General features: G+C 73.6%; 10 protein-coding genes. All 10 read right to left on the bottom strand.

The window, feature by feature from the left end; translation table 11 throughout:
• Positions 1-87 precede the first annotated feature (87 nt).
• Entirely contained in the window at positions 88-1,476 is a 1,389-nt protein-coding gene (locus AC27LF_RS23740) for a salicylate synthase (protein WP_479658381.1), read from the bottom strand.
• Between the two features lie 58 nt (positions 1,477-1,534).
• A complete protein-coding gene (locus AC27LF_RS23735; protein ID WP_479658380.1) occupies positions 1,535-3,292 on the bottom strand; it encodes an ABC transporter ATP-binding protein in 1,758 nt (585 codons plus the stop codon).
• Positions 3,289-5,160: an ABC transporter ATP-binding protein gene (locus AC27LF_RS23730; RefSeq protein WP_479658379.1), complete on the bottom strand. Its 1,872-nt coding sequence runs from the start codon at positions 5,158-5,160 to the stop codon at positions 3,289-3,291. Before AC27LF_RS23730 ends, AC27LF_RS23735 begins: the two co-directional genes overlap by 4 nt.
• Positions 5,157-5,885, bottom strand: a complete 729-nt coding sequence (locus AC27LF_RS23725; RefSeq protein WP_479658378.1) for a class I SAM-dependent methyltransferase — start codon at positions 5,883-5,885, stop codon at positions 5,157-5,159. Before AC27LF_RS23725 ends, AC27LF_RS23730 begins: the two co-directional genes overlap by 4 nt.
• A gap of 37 nt (positions 5,886-5,922) precedes the next feature.
• Positions 5,923-6,693 carry a thioesterase II family protein gene (locus tag AC27LF_RS23720; RefSeq protein WP_479658504.1) on the bottom strand — a complete coding sequence of 257 codons (771 nt, stop codon included), beginning with the start codon at positions 6,691-6,693 and terminating at the stop codon, positions 5,923-5,925.
• Between the two features lie 101 nt (positions 6,694-6,794).
• Positions 6,795-8,060, bottom strand: a complete 1,266-nt coding sequence (locus AC27LF_RS23715) for a cytochrome P450 (RefSeq protein ID WP_479658377.1) — start codon at positions 8,058-8,060, stop codon at positions 6,795-6,797.
• Positions 8,057-10,138, bottom strand: a complete 2,082-nt coding sequence (locus tag AC27LF_RS23710; RefSeq protein WP_479658376.1) for a Gfo/Idh/MocA family oxidoreductase — start codon at positions 10,136-10,138, stop codon at positions 8,057-8,059. The genes AC27LF_RS23715 and AC27LF_RS23710 overlap by 4 nt, the downstream gene beginning before the upstream one ends.
• Positions 10,135-11,307 carry a saccharopine dehydrogenase NADP-binding domain-containing protein gene (locus AC27LF_RS23705; protein WP_479658375.1) on the bottom strand — a complete coding sequence of 391 codons (1,173 nt, stop codon included), beginning with the start codon at positions 11,305-11,307 and terminating at the stop codon, positions 10,135-10,137. Before AC27LF_RS23705 ends, AC27LF_RS23710 begins: the two co-directional genes overlap by 4 nt.
• A complete protein-coding gene (locus AC27LF_RS23700) occupies positions 11,304-16,832 on the bottom strand; it encodes a non-ribosomal peptide synthetase (RefSeq protein WP_479658374.1) in 5,529 nt (1,842 codons plus the stop codon). The genes AC27LF_RS23705 and AC27LF_RS23700 overlap by 4 nt, the downstream gene beginning before the upstream one ends.
• Positions 16,829-23,587, bottom strand: coding sequence for an amino acid adenylation domain-containing protein (locus AC27LF_RS23695; protein ID WP_479658373.1), 6,759 nt, complete (start codon positions 23,585-23,587; stop codon positions 16,829-16,831). The genes AC27LF_RS23700 and AC27LF_RS23695 overlap by 4 nt, the downstream gene beginning before the upstream one ends.
• Positions 23,588-23,624: the final 37 nt, after the last annotated feature.

Raw genomic sequence — 23,624 nt, 5'->3', positions numbered from 1 at the left:
GGTGTTGCCGCACCACGGTCCGGGCCGGCCCGGACCGTGGTGCGGTCCCGGCCGGCCCGGACTTCGGGGGTGTCGGAAGGTGTCGGGTCAGTCCTCGGTGTACCTGAGGTACGGAGCGACGCTGCGCAGCTTCTCGCAGGTCTCCTCGATCTCCCGTGCGGGGCTGGACTGAGCGGTGACCCCGGCGCCCGCGCGCAGCCACACCTCGTCGCCCCTGCCGATGAGGGTGCGCAGAACGAGGGCCGCGTCCAGGGCGCCGCCGGTGCTCCCCCGGAACACCGAGCCGCCGTACAGGCCCCGGGGGCCTTCCTCGTGGCGGGCCAGGGCCTCAAGTGCGGCGCGTTTGGAGACGCCGGTGGCGGTGATCGCCGGGAACAGCGAGGCGAACGCGTCCCAGGGCCCGGTTCCGGGCCGCAGCCGGCCCGTCACCCGCGAGGCGAGGTGCTGCACCGAGCCGCGCGGCCGGACCGCCATGAACTCCTCGACCGCGACGGAGCCGGGCCGGCACACGGCCTCCATCTCCTCCCAGGCCAGGCGCACGGACACCGCGTGTTCGTGTATTTCCTTGGGGTCGGTGAGCAGTTCCGCCCGCCGGCGCTCGTTCTCCGCCGGGTCGGCCACCCGTGCGCGGGTGCCCGCGAGCGGCTGGGTGCTCACGTGTCCGTCCTCGCCGGCCTCCAGGACGGTCTCGGGGCTGAACCCGGCCGCCCGGTAGCCGCCGAGGTCCATCAGATAGGAGCGGGCCGGGGTGTTGGCACGGCGGCCCGCGAGATAGGTCGCGGGGAAGTCCACGCGGGGCTCGGCGGGCAGCGGAACCTTCCGGGACACCACGGCCTTCTCCAGGATTCCCGCCCGGATGTCGGCGACCGTACGGGCCACCGCCTCGCCGTAGGCGCCGGCGCCTGCGGCGATGACGCCCTCGGCGCTCTGCGCCGCCGGTTGGCCGGGGGCGATCGGCTGTGCCGGTGGCTCCGTGAGCAGGTCGGCGACCTTGCGCGCCCATGCCTCGTCCACCGCGCGGACCAGGGTTCCCTCGCCGGTGAGGCTCACCTCGACGGACGGGATCAGCGCGTGCAGCAGGGGCTGGTCACCGGCCGCCGCGGGATCCGCATGCAGGACGTGGGAGAGTTCGAAGGCCGCCCAGCCGTAGTAGTGGCGGTCCGCGTCGCGCAGGGCGGACAGGGCGGCGGCGAACGCCGTCAGGGGTCGCCGGTCGGTGCGCGATGTCCAGGTCCGCCCGGCGGCCCGCGCGGTGATGCCGGTCGCGTTCGCGGTGACGCTCACGGTGGAGCCCGCCGCGAAGTGCCAGACGCCGCCTTCCGTCTCGTACACCATGTACTGGTCGGCGAGTCGCGCCCGTGCGAGCCGGGTGGCGGTGGCCGCGGGGTCGTGGTGGGGCCCCAGGGTGCTCGTGCGGGCGAGCGGCGGAACGGAGTCAGCCCATGCCTCCCAGGGGGACCGAGGACCGGTACTCATCGTGTGGTGCCTTCCTGCTCGCGCTGGGTTCGGTGCGGCGCCGGTGCCGGGTGACGGGTCATGACCGTGCCGCCTCCAGTCGCCAGCCCTGGGCCCGGGCCCGTCGCTCCCAGAAGGAGGCGTAGGTGCCGCCCGCCGTGACCAGGTCGTCGTGTGTGCCCCGTTCGGTGATCTCGCCGTCCTCCAGGACGAGGATCTGGTCGGCGTGCACGACGGTGCTCAGCCGGTGCGCGATGACCAGGAGGGTCTTGCGGTCGGCGAGGGTGCGTACGGCCTCGGCGAACTGGGCCTCGTTCTCCTGGTCGAGCGCCGCGGTCGCCTCGTCGAGGACGAGGATCGGGGCGTCCTTGAGCAGGGCGCGGGCGATGGACACGCGCTGGCGCTGCCCGCCGGACAGCCGCGCGCCGGCCTCCCCCACCTTCGTGGCCCACCCGTCGGGCAGTTCCTCGATCACCCGGTCGAGACCGGACAGGGCCGCGGCTTCGGCCAGTTCGCCGGGGTCGGCGTCCGGTGCGGCGATCCGGACGTTCTCCTCGATCGTGCCGTCGAAGAGGTAGACGTCCTGGAAGACGAGGGACACATGGGCGGCCAGTTCGTCGGCGGTGATCTCGCGGACGTCGACGCCGCCGATGCGGACGGTTCCCTCGGTGGTGTCCCGGAAGCGGGCGAGCAGCCCGGCGACCGTGGTCTTGCCCGCGCCGGAGGGGCCGACCAGCGCCGTCATGCTGCGCTCGGGCAGACGGAAGGTCACATCGCGCAGGACCGGGCGTCCGGCCGCCCCGCCCGCCGCGCCGCTGTCGTAACTGAAGCCCACCCCGGTGAACTCGACGCTCGCGTCCCGGGGCGTCCTGGGCTCCGCGGGCTGGGGAAACGGCGGTTCGTCGAGGACCGCGCCGAGCCGTTCCAGGGTGTTGCGGGCGATGCGCATGCCCGCGCCGGCCTCGGCGGCGGACGACACGCTGTCGATCAGCCGGACCAGCAGCACCAGGAGTGCCAGCAAGGTGGGCACGGTGAGTGACCCGTCGAGTTGCCAGGAGACTCCCAGAGCGAGCAGCAGGGCGAACACGAGCCGGGTGGCGAAGGAGAAGGAGACCAGACCGGGCAGGCCCCGTGCGATCAGCCGCCGGTCCGCGCGTGCCTCGGCCACCAGGGCGTCGTCCAGCGCCCCGTAGCCCTCCGCGGTGCGGCCGAACGCCCGCAACACGGGCTGGTTGCGCGCGTACTCCAGGACACGGTCGGCGGACTCGCCGATCGCGGCATCACGGCCGAGGTCGAGCCGGCGCATCACCGCGGTGCTCGCCAGTTGGACGGCGAACAGCACGGGGGCGCAGCACAGCAGGACCAGGGCGGTGCGGACGTCGAAGAAGAAGGTGGCGGCCACCAGCGTCGCCGGGGTCAGCAAGGAGCTGATGAACGGGCGCAGCAGGTGGGCCGGCGTGCTCATCACCTGGATGACGTTCTGTCCGGCCAGCCTGCTGAACTCGGCTGTACGGCCGGCGGTGAACCAGCCGAGGGGCAGTCGCAGGGCCTGGTCCGCCATGCGGCGGTGCAGCACCCGGGAGAGCCGGGAGCCGACCGTGAACCCGCCGCTGAGGGCGGCGCCCTGGAGCACGGCGTGAGCGATCGCGCAGACGGCGAAGGCCGTCAGCCAGGGCCACACGTGGTCGGGGTCCGGGCCGAGCAGGGCCTTCAGGACGGGCACCAGGAGGGCGAAGGCGACGCCCTGGAGGACGGCCGCCGCACTCTGGAGGACGAGCAGCCGGTTCAGCGGGCGGGAGCCCTCCGGTCCCAGGACGCGGTAGAGCTGACGGATCATCGTGCGCTTCCCTCTCGGATGTCGTCCGCCGCGCGGTCCGTGCCCGGGGAGGCGGCCGGCCGGCGGGGAACGGCGGCGGTCCGCTCCGGCTGTGCGGTCCGCTGGGCCTCCCACAGGGTGGCGTAACGGCCCCGGGCGGCCAGCAGGTCGTCGTGGCGGCCCTGTTCGGTGATGCGTCCGTCCTCCAGCACCACGATCCGGTCGGCCGAGCGGATCGTGGACAGCCGGTGGGCGATGACGAGCAGGGTGCGGCCGGCCGCGAGCGCGGACAGCGCGTCCTGGATCAGTGCCTCGGAGTGCGGGTCGGCGTACGCGGTCGCCTCGTCGAGCACGAGTACGGGGGCGTCGGCGAGCAACGCCCGTGCGATGGACAGGCGTTGCGCCTCTCCGCCGGACAGGGTGACGGCCGTGCCGAGTTCGGTCGCGTAGCCGTCGGGCAGGGCCATGACGCGGTCGTGGATGCGGGCGGCGCGGGCGCACCGCTCGACCTCCTCGTCGGTGGCGTCGGGGCGGCCCAGCCGGATGTTGTCGGCGACGCTCGCCCGCAGCAGCCGTACGTCCTGGAGGACGAAGCCGACCCGCCGGTACAGCTCTGTCGCGGGGATGTCCCGCAGGTCGGCGCCGCCGAGGGTGACCTTGCCGTCCGTGACGTCGTGGAAGCGGGGCAGCAGCGACGCCAGGGTCGACTTGCCGGAACCGGAGGGTCCGACCAGCGCGGTGACCGTGCCGGGCGCGAGGTCGAGGTCGACACCGCGCAGGACATCGGTGCGCCCGTCGTAGGAGAAGGACACCCCCCGCATGGAGATGTGGTGGCCGTCGGGCACGGCGGGGGCGGCGGGCTCGGGCAGGGCAGGGGTGCGCAGCAGCTCCGTGATGCGTACGGCGGCGGCCTGCCCGGCCCGGATCTGCTGGATGCGGGGGCCGACGACGCCCATGGGGGCGGCGACGGCGGGGCCGAGCAGCAGGAAGGGGACGAGTTCCGCGCCCGTCGTCCAGCCGTTGGTCACGAACACCGCGCCCGTCACCGTCAGGAGCAGCAGGACGACGGCCGGGGCGACCACCAGGACGGCGGCGGTGGAGTTGACCAGGGTGGCCCGGACCCAGCCGGAGAAGAAGTCGGCGAACCCCTCGGTCGCGGCGACGAAACGCTCGTGGGCCTTGCGTCCGCGCCCGAAGCTCTTGAAGACGGCGATGCCGGCCGCGAACTCCACGGCGGCGGCGGAGATCCGCGCCAGCGCGGCACCGAACTCGGCCATCTGTGCCGCCGCGCCCGACATGGCGCGGGAGAACAGGAGCACGCCGAGCAGCAGGGGGACGACGCTGAGCAGGGCCAGGCGCCAGTCGACACTGAACAGGTAGCCCAGGGCGAGCACCGGGGCGGTGAGCACGGCGACGACGTCGAGCAGTGTGTGGGCGAACAGCGTGTGCAGCGCGCTCACGTCGTCCTGCACCGCCTGTTTGATCTCGCCGGTGCCCTTGTCGGTGAGCCGGCCGAGCGGCAGCCGGCCGATGTGCCGGGCGAGCCGGCGGCGGAGGGTGAGCTGGAGGTCGTTGTCGGCGAGATGGGCGAGGGCGCCGGCCGCTGTCGCGCACACCAGGGCGAGCAGGCCGGCCGCGCAGGCCAGCGTGACCAGCGGCCACAGGGCGGAACCGTCGGCGGGGGACGCCCCGGTGAGCCGGTCGGCGAGGCGGGAGACGGCGATGAACGGGACCACTGCGGCGAGGGCCGCGACAGCCTGGAGGCCGACGGCGAGGGCCAGTCGGCCCCGGACGGGCTCGGCCAGCGCGCGCAGCGGCGGCGGGGCCGCCTCGGTGCCCGCGCCGGAGGCTGCCGGGTCCGGGCCGGGCCCGGACGGTTGTGACTTCACTTGACGAGTACTCCGATTTCGGGGATGGGCCTGCCGCCCGCCTCGGTGATGCGGCGGCTGGTCATGCCGGCCTCTCGGGCCAGTCGGGCGACGTCGAAGGTGTGCCAGTCGTAGCTGTCGGCGACCTCGCGCACGGTGCGGCCGTCGCGCAGGACCTTCCAGGTGGTGGTGAACCGCATGGCGTCGCCCTCGGTGGGTTCGCCGCCGATCCACCACTCGTACGTCTGGCGTCCGATGGTCTCCCTGAGGGACATCACCGGTGGGATGACGCGGGGTGCGGAGACACCCATCAGTTCCACGACGATGGGCGCCCCGTCCGGCAGACGGGCCGCGAGCCGCTTCCACAGCGCCACGCGTTCAGGGACGGTGAGATGGCCGGCCACGCCGAAGATGACCACGGCGGAGAGCCGTTCGGGCAGGGCGAGGTCCTGGGCGGCGCCGTCGACCACCGTCACCCGGCGCCGCAGGTCCGGGTCGCGGGCGACCCTGGAGGTCAGCATGGCGCGCATGGGGGCCGACGGTTCGGCGGCGAGGATGTCCGCCTCGGGCAGTGCCGAGGCGATGACTTCCGTCACGCGGCCGGTGCCCGCGCCGATCTCCAGGACGGGGCCGTGCGACACGTCCAGGCCCGCAAGGACGCGCATCAGCGGGGGGCCGCTGCTGGCGGTGTGCCGGGTGGCGACCAGTTCGTAGAACTCGGCCGAGGTCGAGTAGTAGTCGATCATGACGGTCTCCGGGCGTGGGTGGCCGGGCGGTGGCGGCTCACGGGGTGCTCGGCCATGTGGGTGCGCCCGTGGTCAGTGAGGGGTCCATCCTGCGCAGGACGGTGGTGACCACCTCGCGGCGTCGCGGGGTGAGGTAGAAGTGGTCGCCGGGGAAGACACGTATCTCGGTGCGGGCGGTGGTGAGGTCCGCCCAGCCGCCGGCGCGGTCGCGGCAGCGTGCTTCGCCGAGTTCCGGGTCCGCTGCGCCGGTGAGCACATGGATCGGACAGGTCAGCGGCGGCCGGGGGCCGGGCCGGTACGTCTCGATGATCCGGTAGTCGTGGCGTACGGCCCCGAGGATCACGCCGCGCAGCCCGGGATCGTCCAGGACCTCACGGCTGGTGCCGCCGAGCCGGTCCAGTTCCGCGCTGAGCACGTCGTCGCTCTGGCGGTGCAGTTGCCCGGTGACCGCCGTGCCGGGAGCGGCTCGGCCCGACGCGAAGAGCCGGCGCGGGCCGGGTGCTCCGCGGCGGTCCAGTTCGTGGGCCAGTTCCCAGGCGACGGCGGAGCCCATGCTGTGCCCGAACAGGGCGTACGGCCGGTCGAGCAGCGGCAGGACGGCGTCCGCCACCGCGCTCACCAGCTCACCCATGCCGGCCGTCGCCGGTTCCCCGATGCGGTCCTCCCGGCCCGGGTACTGGATGCCGAGGAGTTCCACCTCGGGGGGCATCAGCGCCGCCCAGGGCCGGTAGAAGGTCGCGCTGCCGCCCGCGTGGGGCAGGCAGACCAGGGTGAGCCGGGACGCGGCCGCCTCGTTCCACCGCCTGATCCACGGGCTGTCCGCACGGGCGGCACGCGCGCCGGCGCTCGGTGAGAAGGATGAGAAAGATGAGAAAGATGAGGAGGACGAGAAGGATGAGGAGGAGGGCGTCACCAGGTCACCATCAGTTCTTCGAGGCCGAAGGTGGCCGAGTCGTGTTTGAAGACGACCCGCTCCCGGTCCCCCGCGAGGCGGAGCGTGGGGACGCGGCGGATGAGCGTTTCCAGGGCGACCTCCAGCTCCAGCCGCGCCAGATGCTGTCCGAGGCACTGGTGCACGCCGTAGCCGAACGCCACGTGATGGTTGTCCGTGCGGTGGAAGTCGACCCGCTCGGGGTGGTCGAACTGTTCGGGGTCGTGGTTGGCCCCGGCGAGGAGGGCGATGACACCGTCGTCGGCGGGGACGGTCCGGCCGGACAGCTCGATGTCCTCGGCGGCCACCCGCAGCGGTATGGAGTCGGCGACGGAGAGGACGCGCAGGAGTTCGTCGACGGCGGCGGGCATCAGCGAGGGGTCCTGGCGCAGTTCGTCCATGAGTTCCGGCCGGTCCAGGAGCAGCAGGGTACTCAGGGCGATCATGCTGGTGGTGGTCTCGCGGCCGGCGTTGATCGTGATGCCGAGGGTGGACAGCAACTGGTCCGTCGTCACCTTGCCGGGCGTCAGATGGTCGGTGACGAGTTGGGAGATCAGATCGTCGCGGGGTTCCTCCCGCCGCTCGGCGATCAGTTCGGCGAGCAGTCCGAACAGGCCGCCGAGGGCTTCGGAGACCTGCTCGGCGGTGCTGTGGCGCGAGCCGGAGATCCGGGTGACGTCCCGGAAGAACTCAAGGTTCTTGCGGGGGATGCCGAGCAGTTCGCAGATCACCGAGGTGGAGACGGCGTTGGCGTACGCGGAGACGAAGTCCGCGGGGCCGCCGGCGGCGAGCATGCCGTCCAGGATCTCGTCCACACGTGCCTGTACGGCGGGGCGCATCGCGCGGACCCGGCGCACGGTGAACACCGGCAGGAGCATCCGCCGGTAACGGGTGTGTTCGGGGGCGTCGGTGCGGATGAAGGGCCGGAACCTGGCCCCGGCCTCCTGTTCGCCTTCCCCGAGGGCGGGGAAGTTGGCCCGGCGGATGTCGGCGCTGACGCGCGGGTCCGAGAGCAGCTCGCGTACGTCGTCGTAGCGGGTCACCACCCAGGCTTCCCGCTTGGTCGGCAGGGTGACGCGGGCGACCGGGTCCTCGGTGCGCAGGGTGCCGTATTCCTCGGGTGCGGTGAAGGGACAGCCGCGCCGGATCGGGAAGTCGCGGGGCGGGACCGCGGGGTGCGGCGCGGGTCCGGTGGCGGGTGTGTCGGTGGTGTCGGGGGTCGTCGGGGGCACGGGGGTGCTCATCGGTGGTCCTCGGTCGTCGGTGGGGAAGGGGCAAGGGATGTTTCGGTGGTGCGCGGGGTGTCCGGCGCGTCCGGTGCGTACGGCGACTTTGGCGCGTACGGCGAGTTCGGTGCCCGGGTGAGTACGGCCAACGGGGGTGCGCCGGGGCGGGTCGGCAGGGCGTGTGCGGTCAGGCCGGACTCGGCCTCCACGTCCTTCAGGCCGAAGGGAGCCCAGCGGTATGAGTCGTGTACTTCGCGTACCGCCTCCGTGGCGCCCTCCAGGTAGACGCGCCAGGTGGAGTTGAGGCGCATCATGCCGTCGGCCGTGTCGTCGGGTGCCGCGCCGAACGACCACTCGTAGCGCTGCCGGCCGGCCGTGGCGGTGGCGAGCCTGGTCTCGGGAAGCGTCAACGGCTCCTCGAAGCCCATGAGTTCGACGACCACGAGGCCGCCGGGGGCCAGCCGGCGGGTCAGCCGTCGCCACAGCAGGGCTCGTCCGGCGGGGTCGAGGTGGCCGAGGACCCCGCAGAGCAGGACGACACTGATGTGATCGGGCAGGTCGAGGTCGGGGGCCGCGTCCGCGGTGACCGTGATCCGGGAGCGCAGATACGGATCGCTGAAGACGCGGCTGGTGAGCACGGCGCGCATGCCGACCGCCGGTTCGCAGGCGACGATCTCCGCGTCCGGCCGGGCCCGGGCGACGGCCTCGGTGACCAGGCCGGTGCCCGCGCCGATGTCGACCACCGGGCCGGTGCTCAGGTCCGCGTCGGCGAGGAGCGCGGCGATCGCGGGGGCGCTCGCGGTCGCGGTGTGCTCGGCCGCGACGAGGTCGAAGAACTCCGCCGACGGGGTGTAGGGCGCGGTGTCCTCGGGGCCGGCCCCACCGTCCCGGCCCCGGCCGGGACGGGTGCCGGATGGTGCCTCGCCGGAGGGGACATGCCGGATCTCGGCAGGCACCGCGGCCGGGCTCTGCCCCGCGGCGCCGCCACCGGAGAACGTGTGGGCGATGGACTGTCCCGGCACCGGGAAGATGTCACTGACCGCGAGGGGCCGCGGGGCGGCCGGCCGGACGATCTCGGGCGGCCCGAGACGTGCCGCGAGGTCGGCCCAGATGCGGCACACGGCCAGCTCGTACTGACCCGTGCGCAGGGCGTCGCCACCCCGCTCGACGGCCTCACGGAGCCCGTCGAGGGCGCTCCCGATGGCTTGCGGCCACAGGTCGGAGAAGACGGTACGGAAGGTTCCGGTGTTCCCGATGACGGACGTGGTGCCGAGCCCCAGGCGGCCGGTGCCCGGCCCGTCCAGGACGAAGCGCCGGTCGGCGTCGCGCCCGATGTGCAGGCGGGGACTGAACAGGACGGGCCCGTGGGTGTCGGCCAGGGTGAGGACGCCGCCTTCCGTGCCGAGGGAGATCCGGTGCCAGTGCAGGGCGTGGTTGTCCCGGTCGGAGGGGTCGAGCTGGTGGTGCACTCTCAGGGTGAGGGGTACGCCTGCGAACACGCCGTGCAGGGAGCGGAACGGCTGCGGCCCGATGTCGGCGGGCAGCGGTGCCGGGTCCGCGAAGCGCCAGGGCCGCAGGGTTCCCAGCGCCCGTCCGAGGATGTCCACCAGCGGATGCATGAGGTGGACCGGCGTGGCGGCGTCCACGAAGAGCGGTCGCTGCCGTGCGACGAGCCTGCGGGCCGCGTCGATGAAGGCGCGGACCGGGGCGACGTGCGGGTAGTGGGTGTTGAGGCGGTACTGCACGCCTCGGCGCCGTGCGTGTTTGAGGTTGTCCGTCAACTCGGTGAGGTGGAGGGGGTGTTCCTGGAGGACGTGGATGCCCCGGTCCATGAGCGCCCTGGCAAGGTCGGTGCCCTGCCCGCCCGATATGGCGGAACTCACCGCCACGCACGCGGCGTCGATGCCGGCCGGGAGGTCGTCGAGGTCCGTGTAGGACGGGACGCCGAGGCTGCGGGCGTACGCCCGGGAGGCGGCCGAACCCCGGCTGAGGATGCCGGCCAGGGCGTATCCGGGGCGCCGGTGTGCCGCCTCGGCGTAGAAGCGGCCGAAGTTGGTGCCGCAGACCAGCACACGGAACGGAACGGGAGCGCTCACAGCACACCCTCTTCCATCTGCTCGGCGCCGGCCGCTACTCCGGTGAGCTGTAGCTCGGCGGCTCCTTGGGACCGCAGGTGCCGCACCACGGTGGCGGGGGCCAGCACGTCGCAGGCGAAGTGCACGCCGGGCCGGACCTCCGCCCGGAGCACGGCGTCCACGGCCAGGGCGCCCACGGCCGCGGTGAGCCGGTAGCTGCTGGCCGCGCGCAGGGTCAGTCCGGCGGTGGCCGGCTTTCCGGACGCGGTGCCCGAGAGCGTGAAGTCCATGACGTAGTAGGGCTTGCGTCCGGCCAGGTCGAGGTCGGCGGCGAGGATCAGACGGTCCGCGAGCTGTGCCGGGTCGTCCCCGGCGGCGAGGCTTCCCGGCAGGACATTGAGGAGCGCGCGTACGCGGGGGCCGGGGTGGACGTTGTACCAGTCGAGCCGGTCGAGGCCGAGGACGCCGGCGAGGCGTTCGCTCTCGCCGCTGAGATAGGGCTGCACGGCGACCCGGCCGGGGAAGCCGTCGCGTTCGGTGTCCTCGGCGGTGCGCAGGGCGCGCGGGACGCGCCGGCCGCCGCGGACGGCCGCAAGGGCCTCGCCGTAGGCCGCGCCGGCCGCCCCGCCGGAGGTGAGGGAGAGCATGAGGTCGCGTGCCACCGTCGGCGAACAGCGCTCCAGGCCGCCGCAGTGCGCGGTCAGCGCGACGACACTGTTCAGGCCCTGCCCGGCCAGCCAGCGGGGCAGGAGGCTGGACAGGCCGGGCAGGGCACCCGCCGACAGGACGACGGTGCGGCCGTCGCGGGCCGGGTCGCCGTCCTTGAGCAGGTCCTCGGCGGCCGGGTCGTCCCCTGCCACGTCGACGCAGTGCGCGCCGGCGGCGAGTGCCGCCGAGGCCACCGTGGCGCGGAGCCGGTAGGTGGGGCCTACGCAGTTGAGGACGATGTCGCAGCCCTCGGTGAAGGCGCGCAGGCTGTCCGGTGCGGTGGCGTCCGCCCGGACGATCTCGTCATGGCCGCCGGGGTCCGCCTCGGCGACCGGGCACAGGGCCGATGCGGTCCGACCGCCGAGGCGGAGTCCCGTATGGCCGAGTGCGCGCAGTTCGCGTACGGCGGCCCGGCCGACCGCCCCGGCCGCCCCGAGGACCCCGATCAGGGGCTTGTGGCCGGCCGTCGTGTGCTCTTTCATCGGGTGATCGCCCCCTGGGTCAGTTCCCCGAGGGTCTTGAGGATGCCGGGTGCGTGTTCGACGGACAGGCAGCTGTAGTGGTCGCCGCCGATGTCGACGATGTCCAGGTCTCCGAGGGTGAGTTCTTCCCAGTAGGCGGTGACGGCGTCCTTGCTGCCGGGGAAGGGGTAGGCACCGTCGTGCCGCAGGAAGGTGATGTCACCCGCGTAGGGTTCGGCGTCGTAGCGGGTGATGGCGAAGACGCTCTGGCGGAAGGCGAGGAAGAGCCGCGTCATGTGGTCGGGTTCGTAGGTGCCGGCCGAGGCGGGAACCGCCTCGCACATCCGCGCGATGCGGGCGGCGCGGGGTACCTCGGCGAGTCGCCGGAAGCAGCTCGCGACGTCCTCGAACTCCTCGGGCAGCGCGGCGAGTCCGCCGTCCGGCAGGACACCGGGGCTGGCGGCCAGGACGGCGTCGGCCGCCGCGGCCACCCGGTACTGGTCGGCGGGGAAGCCGAGTTCGGCGGGGTCGATGCCCATCATGACGGCGAAGGAGTACTCGGCGAGCAGTTCGTCGTCCAGCCGGAAGCGGGGGCTGTGGCTGCTGATGACGGTGAGGCTGTTCACCTCTGCCCCGGACTCGGCCAGGTTGCGGGCCACTTCGGTGGCGATCAGGCCGCCCAGGCAGTAGCCGACGACATGGAAGCGGCTTTGCCCGCTCGCCGTCAGGGCCCGCGCGTAGTCGGACGCCAGTTGCTCGATGAGTCCTTCCGGCGGGGCGGCGAGGAACCCGTTCAGGTCGGGGACCTCCACGCCGACGACCTCGGCGAGGCCCGGCGAGCGCCGTCTGATCTCGGTGATCAGCGCCCGGTACGGCATGATCGTCGCGGTTCCGGCGTGCACGAGCACGGTCGTGGGCTCGTCGGCCGAGCGGGTGCCGTGCAGGTGGATCACCGGGTCCGTGCGTACGGCGCCTGACGCGGGTGCGTCGTCCGGGCCGGCCAGGCCCCGCAGAAAGCCGGCGAGGCCGGCGACCGTGGGGCGGCGCAGCATGTGGCGCAGGACGACCTCCCACTCCAGGTCCGCCGCCTGTGGTACGCGTTCGCGCAGCCGGCCCACCATCCGGGCCACCAGGAGTGAGTCGCCGCCGAGGTCGAAGAAGTCGTCGTCGCGGGTGACGCGTTCGACCGCGAGGAGTTCCGTCCACAGGTCGGCGAGGCTGTTCTCCAGTTCGTCCCTCGGCCGCCCGTCCACGACGACCGGTGTGCTCTCCCGGGGCAGCCAGCTCCGCAGGCGCGCACGGTCGGTCTTGCCGTTGGCCGTGCGGGGCAGGGTGTCGACGACCTGCCACACCGAGGGGAGCATGTACTCCGGGAGCCGGGTGGCGGCCGTGCGGGCCAGCTCCCCCACCGGCACATGGTGCCGGTCGTTCTTCATCGTGGCGAGGAACACCTCCTGGCCGGTGAGCGCCAGGGTGTCCTCGGCCCGAGGCAGCGCGGTGACGTCCGACGCGCCGTGCCGGCCGAGGAGTTCACGCCACTGCGGGTGGGTGAGGAAGGACTGGCCGGTGTGCGCGCGCACATCGGTCCACGCCCGGCCCGCGACCTCAAGGAACTCCATGGAGACCAGCAGCGGAAGGTTCTCGTCGCGGGTGTTCTCCACGAACACGAGCTGTCCGCCCGGCACGAGCAGTTCCCGCAGCCGGCCCACGGCCGCGTCGGCGTCGGCGGCGGCGTGCAGCGTGTTGGCGCAGACCACGACGTCGAAGGTGTTGGGCAGCAGGTGCTGGGAGCGCGGGTCCTCGTCGACGTCGAAGCGCTGGTAGCGGACCCAGGTGTGGTCGGCGAAGCGCTCGCGGGCCTCGCCGAGGAAGAACGCCGAGGCGTCCGTGAACAGGTAGTCGACGCCGTACTCGGCGAGGACGGGCACCAGTTCGCCCGTGGTGCCGCCGACGCCGCCGCCGACCTCCAGCACGCGCAGCCGCTCCTCGCCGGTGTGGCTCGCGGCGATCTCCCGCAACGCGGCGACCACCGCGCGGTTGAGGTGCCGGATGGCGAGGTTGTCCCGGTAGGCGGCGTCCGCTGCCTCCGTCGCCGCGCCGGGGAACAGCAGGTCGCGGATGCCGACCTCCCCGGCGACCAGTTCGGGCAGCCGTTCGGCGCAGGTGCGCATGACGGCCAGCAGCTCGGTGCTCCAGCCGATCTCGTGTTCCCTGTCGGCGGCCAGCCGCCAGCGGCGCTCCGTCTCGGGCGCCGAGACGGGGACGAGGCCGGTGTAGGTGTCGTCGGCGTCCCGGTGGGTGAGCCGGTCCCGGGCGGCCAGGGCGCGCAGCCAGCGCCGCACGATGTGCCGGTGGCGGGGCGTGGCGCGCAGCGCCGTGGCCACCTCGTCCGCCGTGCGCGCGGCGCCGTCCTCGAACGTTCCGCAGCCCTGGAGGACCCGGGTCATCTCGGCGAGTGCCACCTCGTCCAGGGCGGTCAGGAACTCCGTGAGCCGTGCGGCGTCGACGGCCGCGGAGGCTTCCCGTACGGCGTCGGCGGCTGCCGCGCGCGCCTGTTCCGGGCCCGGCGGGGCCGGCTCGTCGCCGTCCTTGCGTGCCGTCTCCACGAACGCGGCCAGGCGCCGTCCGCCCGCGGCCGAGTCGTCCACGACGACCGCGCCCGCCGCGACCGCGGGGTGGGCCTGCACGGCGGCCTCCACCTCGGCGAGTTCGACCCGGTAGCCGCGGATCTTGATCTGGGCGTCCTCCCGGCCCAGGAACTCGATGGTTCCGTCGGGGAGGTACCGGCCGAGGTCACCGGTGCGGTAGAGCCGCTGTCCGCTGACGGGGTCGGTGCGGAACCGCTCCGCCGTGCGGGCCTCGTCGCCGAGGTAGCCCAGGGCGACGCCGGCCCCGCCGATGTACAGCTCGCCCGGCACCCACTCGGGGCGTGGCCGCAGACGCTGGTCGAGCACGGCGAACGTCTGGTTGGTCAGGGGCTTGCCGTACGGGATGCTCGGGCGGGCGGTGTCCACCTCGCCGATCGGGTGGGCGATGGACCAGATGGAGCCCTCGGTGGCGCCGCCGAGTGAGATGATCTCCAGCCCGGGCAGCAAGGCGCGGGCCTGGTCGGGCAGGGCGACCGGTATCCAGTCGCCGGAGATCAGCGCGAGCCGCAGCGAGCCGTCGTCGGTGGGGGGCTCGGAGCTGAGCCAGTCGCACAGCATGTGCAGTTGGCCGGGTACCGAGTTCCACACCGTCACGCCGAAGTCGCGGACGAGTTCGGCCCAGTGGGAGGGATCGCCGCGCCGGTCGGCCCGGGGAAGGACGAGGGTGGCGCCCACCGCGAGCGGCCCGAACAGGTCGTAGACGGACAGGTCGAAGCCGAGCCCCGCGATGCCGAGGACGCGGTCGCGCTCGGTGACCCCATAGCGGCGGTTGATGTCCTGGACGGTGTTGAGGGCGGCCCGGTGGCTGATCATCACGCCCTTGGGCGTGCCGGTGGAGCCCGAGGTGTAGATGACGTAGGCGAGTTCGTCCGGATCGCGTCGGGGCGCGGTCGTATCGTAGGCGGTGGTCTCGGGGACGAGATCGACCGCGACGGCCGACACGCTCGCCGGGAGGTCGTCGGTCTCGGCGAGCCAGGACTGGGTGAGGACCGTGCGTACGCCCGCGTCGGCGATGATCGTGTCCCGGCGGGCCGGCGGCTGGGCCGTGTCGACGGGCAGATACGCGCCGCCCGCCATCAGCGTGCCGAGGACGGCGACGGCCTGCTCCCAGCCCTTGTCCATCCAGACGGCCACCGGCTCCCCGGGCTCAAGTCCAAACGCCGCCAGCGACGCGGCGACACCGCTCGCCCGGGCGACGAGCTGCCGGTAGGAGAGCGCCGTTTCGGGCGTCCGGACCGCGATCGCCTCCGGTGTGGCCTGCGCCTGGGCCAGCAGAGGTTCGTGCAGGAGGGCGTCCGGCAGCGGTCCCCCGGTCGCGTTGACCGTGTGCCGGCGGGCCTGCTGCGCCTCGGGGAGAGGGATGTGGACCGGGGTGTCCCAGGCGGCGTCACCGGCCTCGCCCGCGGCCGACAGCTCGCGCACGAGCGCCGTCCAGGCGTCGAACATGGCCTCGGCCACGCCGTGGCTGAGCGCTCCCTCCCGGATGTCCCAGGACAGGCTCAGCGCGTCGCCGCGGTGCATGACCTGGCAGTCGAGCCATACCTGCGGCGTCCGGGTCGCGGCATGGACCACCTCGGGGGGTACGCCCTCGGTGGTGCCGCCCCCGCCGAGGGCGCTGGTGAAGACGACCGGCATCAGGACCGGGGCGCCGGCCCTGCGGGACAGCTCGGCCAGCACCTGAGAGCCGGTGAACAGCGGGTGCGCCAGGTCTTCGAGGAGCTGCCGCCCGACGGTCCTGGTCCGTTCGGCGAAGGTGGCCGGTGCGCCGAGGTCGACGGCGAGCAGTTCGAGCGAGGTGAAGTCACCGACGATGCGGCCGATGTCCTCGTGCAGGCCGGGCCGGTCGACCGTGGGCACGTTGAGGGTGAACCGGCTGGTCCGCGACCAGTGGCCGACCGTCTCGGCGTAGGCGGCGAGCAGTGCCGTCGACACGGTCAGCCCGCGCCGCGCGGCGCGCTCGGTCAGACGCTCCCGCTCGGCCGCGGGCAGCAGCATCTCCAGCCGGCGGAACGTGACCGCGTCGCCGGAGGCGGCCGGCCGGCTCCCTTCCTCGACGCCGCTCACGGCGGCCTCCCAGGGTTCGGCGAGGGGCAGTTCGGGGGCGGGCGGCAGGGTGTCGAGGCGTTCGGACCAGTAGGCGCGGTCACGGGAGTGGCCGTCGGTGTCGGCGAGGCCGCGGCGGGCCAGGACGTAGTCGCGGAAGGTGATCCGCGGCGCTTCGGGGAGGGTGGCACCGCCGTAGCGGTGCCGGAACTCGGCGAGCAGGATGCGCACGCTCGCGTGGTCGACGACGAGCATGTCGAAGCAGAGGTGGAGCACGGCCCGCCCGGCCGTCCGGCTCACGTGGACGTCGAAGAGCGGCCACCGGTCGGTGGGTGCCTGACGTGCGGACAGACGGGCGCGGGTGCGTTCCACCTCCGCCGTTGCGATGGCGGGCGGGAGCGCGGTCAGGTCGTCGGCGCCGACGGCGAGGGCGGGCACGTCGGGCAGGACCCGCTGGTGGCCGTCGTGGTGGATGACGGCCCGGAGCATGTCGTGCCGCTGGACCAGTTCCCGCCACACGGCGGTGACGCGGTCCACGTCCAGGTCGGGGTATTCCAGTTCGACGTAGGCGAGGCAGCCGACGCCCCCGTAGGCGTAGGCGTCGGTGCGGCCGATGAGGTAGGCGGCCTGGATGTCCGTCAGCGGGAACGGCTCGTGGCGGCTGTCGGGGTCGCCGCGCAGGGCGGGCTCCGGTGCCTCCAGGTGGCGCAGGATGGCTTCCTTGTGCGTGCGCAGTTCGGCTCGGTGTGCTTCGGTGAGCCGGCCCTGGGGGGCCCGGAAACGCAGGTGTCCGTCCTGGGCCCACAGGACCACGCCCTCCTCGGCGTAGCGGGCCAGCAGTTCAGCGATGTTCACAGCTCTCCGGTCTCGTAGGCGGTCTCGTGGGCCGCGAGCGTTCGGGTGATGTCCGCGGCGAGCGCGGCGATGGTCGGTGCGGCGAAGAAGCGGCGGACCGGAACGGCGGCTCCCAGGCGGCGCTCGATCGCCGTCAGCAGGCGCAGCGCGGAGAGGCTGTCGCCGCCGAGGGTGAAGAAGTTGGCGTTGCGGTCCGGCTCGGGGTGCGGAAGGTGCTCCCGCCACAGTTCGGCGAGGGCTGTCTCGGTCTCGCCCCGTGGTGGCTCGGCGCCCGCGGGCACCGGCTCGGGGCCCGCCGTGCCGGCCAGCGCGGTGCGGTCGACCTTGCCGTTCGCGGTGAGCGGCAGGGCGGGCAGCAGCAGGATGCGGGACGGTACGGCGTAGCCGGGCACCCGCCGCGCGAGCAGGCCGAAGAGGTCCGAGACGAGGTCCGGGTCCTCGATCGGCGGGCCGCCCTCGGTGGGGCCCGGCTTCCCGACGGGTGCGCCGGACCGAGGGTCAAGCGGTACGGCGAAGGCGACGAGGCGTTTCGCGGTGCGCTCCCCCACGGCCACCACGGCGGCCCGAGCCACGGCGGGGTGTGCCTCCAGCGCGGCCTCGATCTCGCCCGCCTCGATACGGTGGCCGGCGATCTTGAGCTGGCCGTCGAGGCGGCCCAGGAACTCCAGCAGCCCGTCACCGCGGAACCGGCCCAGGTCGCCCGTCCGGTACCAGCGCCGCCCGTCCCGTACGACGAACTTCTCGGCGGTGCGGACCGGGTCGGCCAGATAACCGCGGGCCAGTCCCGCGCCGCCGATCCACAGCTCGCCGGGTGTCCAGTCGGGGCAGTCACGCCCGTCCCGGTCGACCACCCGGTAGTGCTGTCCGGTCAGGGGACGGCCGTAGGGGATGGACACCCAGCGGGGGTCCACCTCGGTGACGGTCAGGGTGTTGGACCAGATGGCGGCCTCGGTCGCTCCGCCCATGGCGACGAACGCGCAGGGCCGCGCGGTGCGGGCCCGCAGCCGGGCCGGGAGGTCGAGGCCGATCCAGTCACCGGAGACCAGCGCGGTCCGCAGTCCCCGTATCCCGTCTCCTTCGTGCCGGCCCTGGACGCCCTGTTCGTCGGCGTCGAGCAGCAGGTCGAGCAGGGCGGGGACGGTGTTCCAGACGCTCACGCCGTACCGGCCCAGCAGGCTCGGCCAGCGGGCGGGTTCTCGGCGCTGGTCCTCGGTGGGGAGCAGGAGGGAACCGCCTGCCGAGAGCAGGCCGAAGATGTCGTACACGGACAGGTCGAAGTCCAGTGCGGACAGGGCGAAGACGCGGTCGTCCTCCCCGATGCCGTGCCGGGCGTTGATGTCCGCGATGGTGTTCCAGGCGGCGGCGTGGGTGATCTCGACGCCCTTGGGTTCGCCCGTGGAACCCGAAGTGAAGATCACGTAGGCGAGCGCATCGGGGGATGGTCCGTGCGGCGCCGGCAGCGGCTCGCGGCCCTGTGTGTCCGGGAAGGGGAGGGCGCGGGGGCCTGTGCCGTCCGCATCGGGCCAGTCTCCGATGACGAGGCGGAACCCGGCCGTGGCGTGGACCCGCCGCAGCCGGGCAGCGGGCTGTTCGAGGCCGAGGGGGACGTAGGCGGCGCCGGCCGCGAGGACGCCGAGGACCGCCGCGATCTGTTCCGGTCCCTTGGGCAGGGTGACCGCGACCAGGTCGCCCGGCCCCGCGCCCGCGTCGACGAGCGCGGCGGCGGTGCGCAGCGCCTGCTCGGCGAGGGTCGCGTAGGTGACCTCCTCCCCCGCCGTCGTGACGAGGGCGGTGCGGTCGGGGCGGGCCTTCGCGCGGGTGAAGAAGGTCTCGTGCAGCGGGCGCGGCGCGACCGGCTCCAGGGCGGACTCCCGTGCGGCGGCGGCCCGCCGTTCGCGCTGGGCGGCGGGCACCAGGTCGGGCAGCGGTGCCGCCCAGTCGCCGGTGACGAGGTGCCGCAGCAACCGTGCGTAGGCGTCGAACATCGCGTCCAGCACGCCCTGTGCGAACAGTTCCTCCACCGCGTCCCAGGTGACGATCAGGTTCCCGGACTCCTCCGTGACCTGGTTGTCCAGGCAGACCTGCGGGGACTGGGAGATGCCCCAGACCTTCTCGGGGAAGCCCGTGCCCGGCCCTGCCAGCGTCGCGTCGCCCACGCCGATGGCGCTGGTGAACACCACGGGTGCGGCGGCGTCCACCGTGCCCGTGCGCCGGCCGAACTCCCTGAGCAGCCAGTCGATCGGCACATCGGCGTGGTCCAGGTCCTGCGCCTGGCGGCGCTGCAGCGCGACGGCCGCCGCGAGCCAGGAGGTGCCGTCGCGCCGGTGACCCGCGAGGGACAGGGAGGTGAAGTCGCCCAGCACCCGGTGAATGTGGGGGTGTACGTCACGCCGGTTGAAGAGGGTGAGCGTGACCGTCACGGCGTCGGTTCCGCTCCAGGCCGCCAGGACTTCCGCGTACAGGGCCAGCAGCACGGTGGAGGGTGTCAGGCCGTGCCGGGCCGCGCTCTGTTTGACGGCCTGCCAGTCCTCGGCGGGAAGGCTGAGCCGGCGCCGGGTGAAGACGGGCGCGTCGAGCGTCGCCGGATCCCGGTCGAAGGGCAGGGCGGGAGGGGGCGGCAGTTCGGACAGCCGTCTTTGCCAGTGGGCGCGCGCCCGGGCGGCCGACTCCGCGCCGGCCGAGGGACGGGTCAGGTAGTCGCGGAATGTCACGTCGACGGGCGGCAGTTCGTGTGCCGGGTCGGCGTAGAGCGCGTTCAGTTCGGCGTAGAGCGTGGTGATGGAGAGCGCGTCGAGCACGAGGTAGTCGAGGCCGATGCCGACACGGACACGTATCCCGCTCCCGCTCTCCTCGTCGCCCGCGCGGTAGCGCACGGCCTCGACGGCGAACAGCGGCCACCGCGCGGGGTCGCGTACCTGGTGGGACAGCCGGGCGCGCAGGCCGGCAAGGGCCTCGCGGGCGCCTTCGGCCCAGGCGTCCTCGACCGGTATGCGCACGGCGGGTACGTCGGGCAGGACGCGCTGCTGTCCGTCCTCCACGACGGCGCGGAGCATGCCGTGCCGGCGGACGAGGGCGTTCCAGGCGGATTCGAGCCGGTCCAGGTCGACGTCCGTGCCGTCGAACTCGGTGTAGTGCCAGGTGCCGACGCCGCCGAGAGTGAAACGGGGATCGCGGCCCGTGTGGTAGGCGGCCTGGACGTCCGTCAGCGGGAACGGCTCGTGGGCGTGGTCCGGGTCGGGCACGAGGACGGGCTGAGCCGGCTCGCCGGCGGCCGTGGCGGGGTGCAGCGTCGCGCAGAAGTGCTGGAGCACGGGGTGGGCGAACAGGTCGGCCACGCGGGCGCCGGGGAACCCGGCGGCGCGCAGCCGGCCGATCATCCGCGTCGCGACGAGCGAGTCGCCGCCCAGCAGGAAGAAGCTGCTCTCGCGTCCCACCTCGGACACCCCGAGCAGTTCGGCCCACTCGGCCGCGACGGCGGTCTCCACCGGGCCGGCCGGCGCGGAGGTGCGGGCTCCGTCCTGGCCTGCCGTCTCGGTCAGGGCCTGGTGCACCGCCGCCCGGTCGAGCTTGCCGTTGGCGGTCAGCGGCAGGACGTCGAGGACGAGGACGCGCTCGGGCACCATGTAGGAGGGCAGTCGTTGCGCCGCCCGGCTGCGGACGGCGGCCGGGTCGGGTGCCTGGCCAGGGGCGGACACGGCCGCGGCCAGGTGACGCACCGGCGTATCGAGGACGGTGGCGACCGCGTGCAGGACGGCGGGGTCGTCCTCCAGCGCGGACTCGACCTCGCCCAGTTCGATGCGGTGGCCGCCGATCTTCACCTGGTGGTCGGCGCGGCCGAGGAATTCCAGCACGCCGTCGGGCCGGTAGCGGGCCAGGTCACCGCTGCGGTACCAGCGTTCGCCGTCGTACTCGACGAAGCGTTCCGCCGTGCGTTCGGGGTCCGCCCGGTAACCGGTCGCCACACCGGGGCCGCCGATCCACAGTTCGCCGGGTACGAGGTCGGGGCAGTCCCGTCCCCGTCCGTCCACGACGCGAGCCCGCATGTTGCGCAGCGGAACCCCGTACGGGACGGACTTCCAGGCCGGGTCGGTCTCCTCCACTTCGAAGACGGTCGAGTGGACCGCCGCCTCCGTCATGCCGCCGAGTGCCACGAAGCGGCAGCCGGGTACGAGGGCCCGGAGTCTGGCCGGCTGGTCGAGTCCGACCCAGTCGCCGCCGAGCAGGACCATGCGCAGGGACGTCCCCAGGCCCTCGTGCTCGCCCGCGGCCATCAGCAGGTCCAGCAGGGCGGGCACGCACTGCACCAGCGTCACCCCGTGCGTGCGCACCAGTCGCGCCCAGTGGTCGGCGTCACGGCGGTGTTCCTGTGCCACGGCGACCACCTGGCCGCCCAGGGACAGGGGGGCGAAGATGTCCCAGGTGGCGAGGTCGAAATCCAGGGCGGAGATCGCGAGGGTGCGGTCCGAGGGCCGAAGCCCCAACTGCTCCTGCATCGCCTCGACGGTGTTGACGACCGCCCGGTGCGGCACCTCGACGCCCTTGGGCACTCCCGTCGAGCCGGATGTGAACAGCACATAGGCGGGCAGCGCGGGGTCCGGCCGGACGACCGGGGCGGGCCGGACCGCCGACGCGTCCTCAAGGAGCAGCACCGGCGCCGAGGAGACGTCCGCGCACAGATGGGCGTGGGCCCGGTCGGTGAGTACGGCGGACGCGCCGGCCACGGAGTGGATGCGGCGCCTGCGTACGGCGGGCTGTTCCACGCCGACGGGGGCGTAGGCCGCGCCCGCGGCGAGGATGCCGAGGACCGCGGTGATCTGGTCGGCGCCCTTGGGCAGGGTCACCGTGACGGTGTCGCCTTCCCGCACGCCGTGGTCCCGCAGCAGCGCGGCGATCTGCCGTGCCGCGTGGGCGAGTTCGCCGTAGGTGAGCGGGTCGCCTGTCGTGCGGACGACGGCGGTGCGGCCCGGCTCGGTCTCGGCGAGCTGGAAGAAGCGGGTGTGCAGGGCGCGGTCCGGGACGGGCGTGGGCGGCAGGGCCGCGACCGCGCGCCGGGCGAGGACGTCGGGCGCCTGCAGGCCGTCCACCGGGCGGGCCCAGGCGTCGGGTTCCGTCACGAGGCGGGTGATGAGGCGGCGGTAGGCGTCGAACGCGGCGTCGGGCACCCCCGCTTCGAACACGCCGTCCCGGACGTCCCAGTTGAGGAGCAGGCCGCCGTCGAGCTCGGTGACCTGGGCGTCCAGACAGACCTGCGGGCCCTGCGAGATGATCCAGGAGGGGCGGCCGAAGGACTTCTGCACGTCCTGCTCGAAGATCTCGCCCAGCCCGATGGCACTGGTGTAGACGACCGGGGCCAGCACCGGGGAGCCCTCGACGCGGGCGAGGTCACGCAGCACCTCGACGCCGCCGTACGCGCCGTGGGAGATGCCTTCTTGGAGGCGTTCCTGGAGGCGGCGGGCCTGCCGGGAGAACGGCAGGGACGCGCTGAGGTCCGCGTCGAGCAGGATCGAGCTGCTGAAGTCCCCGACGAGGTGGGCGACTTCGGGGGTGAAGATGTCCCGGTCGAACAGCGGCAGGTTGAGCAGGAAGCGCCTGCTGTCGCTCCAGGCGGCGATGACCTCGGCGAAGGCGGTGGCGAGTGCGGCGGCGGGGGTGAGGCCGTGCCGGCGTGCGGCGTCGATCAGCGCCGCCTTGTCGTCGGGGCCGAGCCAGTGGTGCAGTCGGCGGGAGCGGGTGAGCGTGGTGTCGGTCGCGCTGACCGGGGTGAGCGGATCGACGGTCGTCGGCAGTCGCGGGGCGCGCGGCAGTTCGTGCAGGCGCTCCCGCCACCATGCGGCGTGCCGCTCGCGTTCCGCCGTGCGCCGTGCGTCGTGCTCGGCGAGGTACCGGCGGTAGTCGAGGCCGAGTTCGCGTGGCGGGTCGTCGGGACACTCGTAGAAGCGTTGCAGGTCGGACAGGAGCACGCGCAGGCTCAGCGCGTCGCCGGCCATCATGTCCAGGTCGATCTGCAGACGGGTACCGCCGTCCGGGAGCAGGCACACGGCCGCGCGGAAGACGTCACCGGCGGCGATGTCCGCACGAGCGTGGGTGTTGCGCTCGCGCAGCGACTCCAGCTCCGCCTCCGCTTCTTCAGGTGTGCGTGCGCGCAGGTCGTGGACGGTCAGCGGCGCACCGGATGCGCCGAAGCGCTGGCGTCCGTCCTCGTCGAAGACGGCCCTGAGCATGCCGTGCCGCCGCACCAGTGACTTCAGGGCGGCGTTGAGCCGGCCCGGATCGACGTCCCGGCCGTCGAGTTCGACGTAGAAGTGTGCGGCGACGCCGCCGAGCGGCTGCCCGTCCTGGCGTCCGATCCAGTAGGCGTGCTGCATCGTCGCCAGCGGGAAGGATTCGGCCTCCGCTCCGGTCCTCGCCGCACCGGGTGGGGCGAGGTCCGGTGCGGTCCGTGACGAGGCGGGCATGGCGGGCGCGTCGCCGCGAGGGGCCTGCCCGAGCAGGGCCGTCCATGCCCCCAGGGTCGGAACGCGGGTGAGGTCCTGGAAGGTGACCGTGCTGCCCTCGCGTCGCCAGGCGCCCACCAGGGACATCAACACCAGTGAGTCGAGACCGAGTTCGAAGAGGTCACGGTCGTCGTCCAGCTCGTGCGGCGCCAGGTCCAGGGCGCGTGCCACCGCTTCCCGTACCGCCACCGCCGTGTGGGGGGCACGGCCGTCGACGTCACCTTCCGCTGTCCGCGCCTTGACGACTGCTTCATCGCTCACTACTGGGGGCCTTCCGGTCGGGTGGGGTGGGCGTCGG

It is taken from the genome of Streptomyces diversicolor (assembly GCF_057537855.1).
Note: the sequence above shows the minus strand (reverse complement) of the source record. Positions and strands in the feature narration are given on the sequence as shown.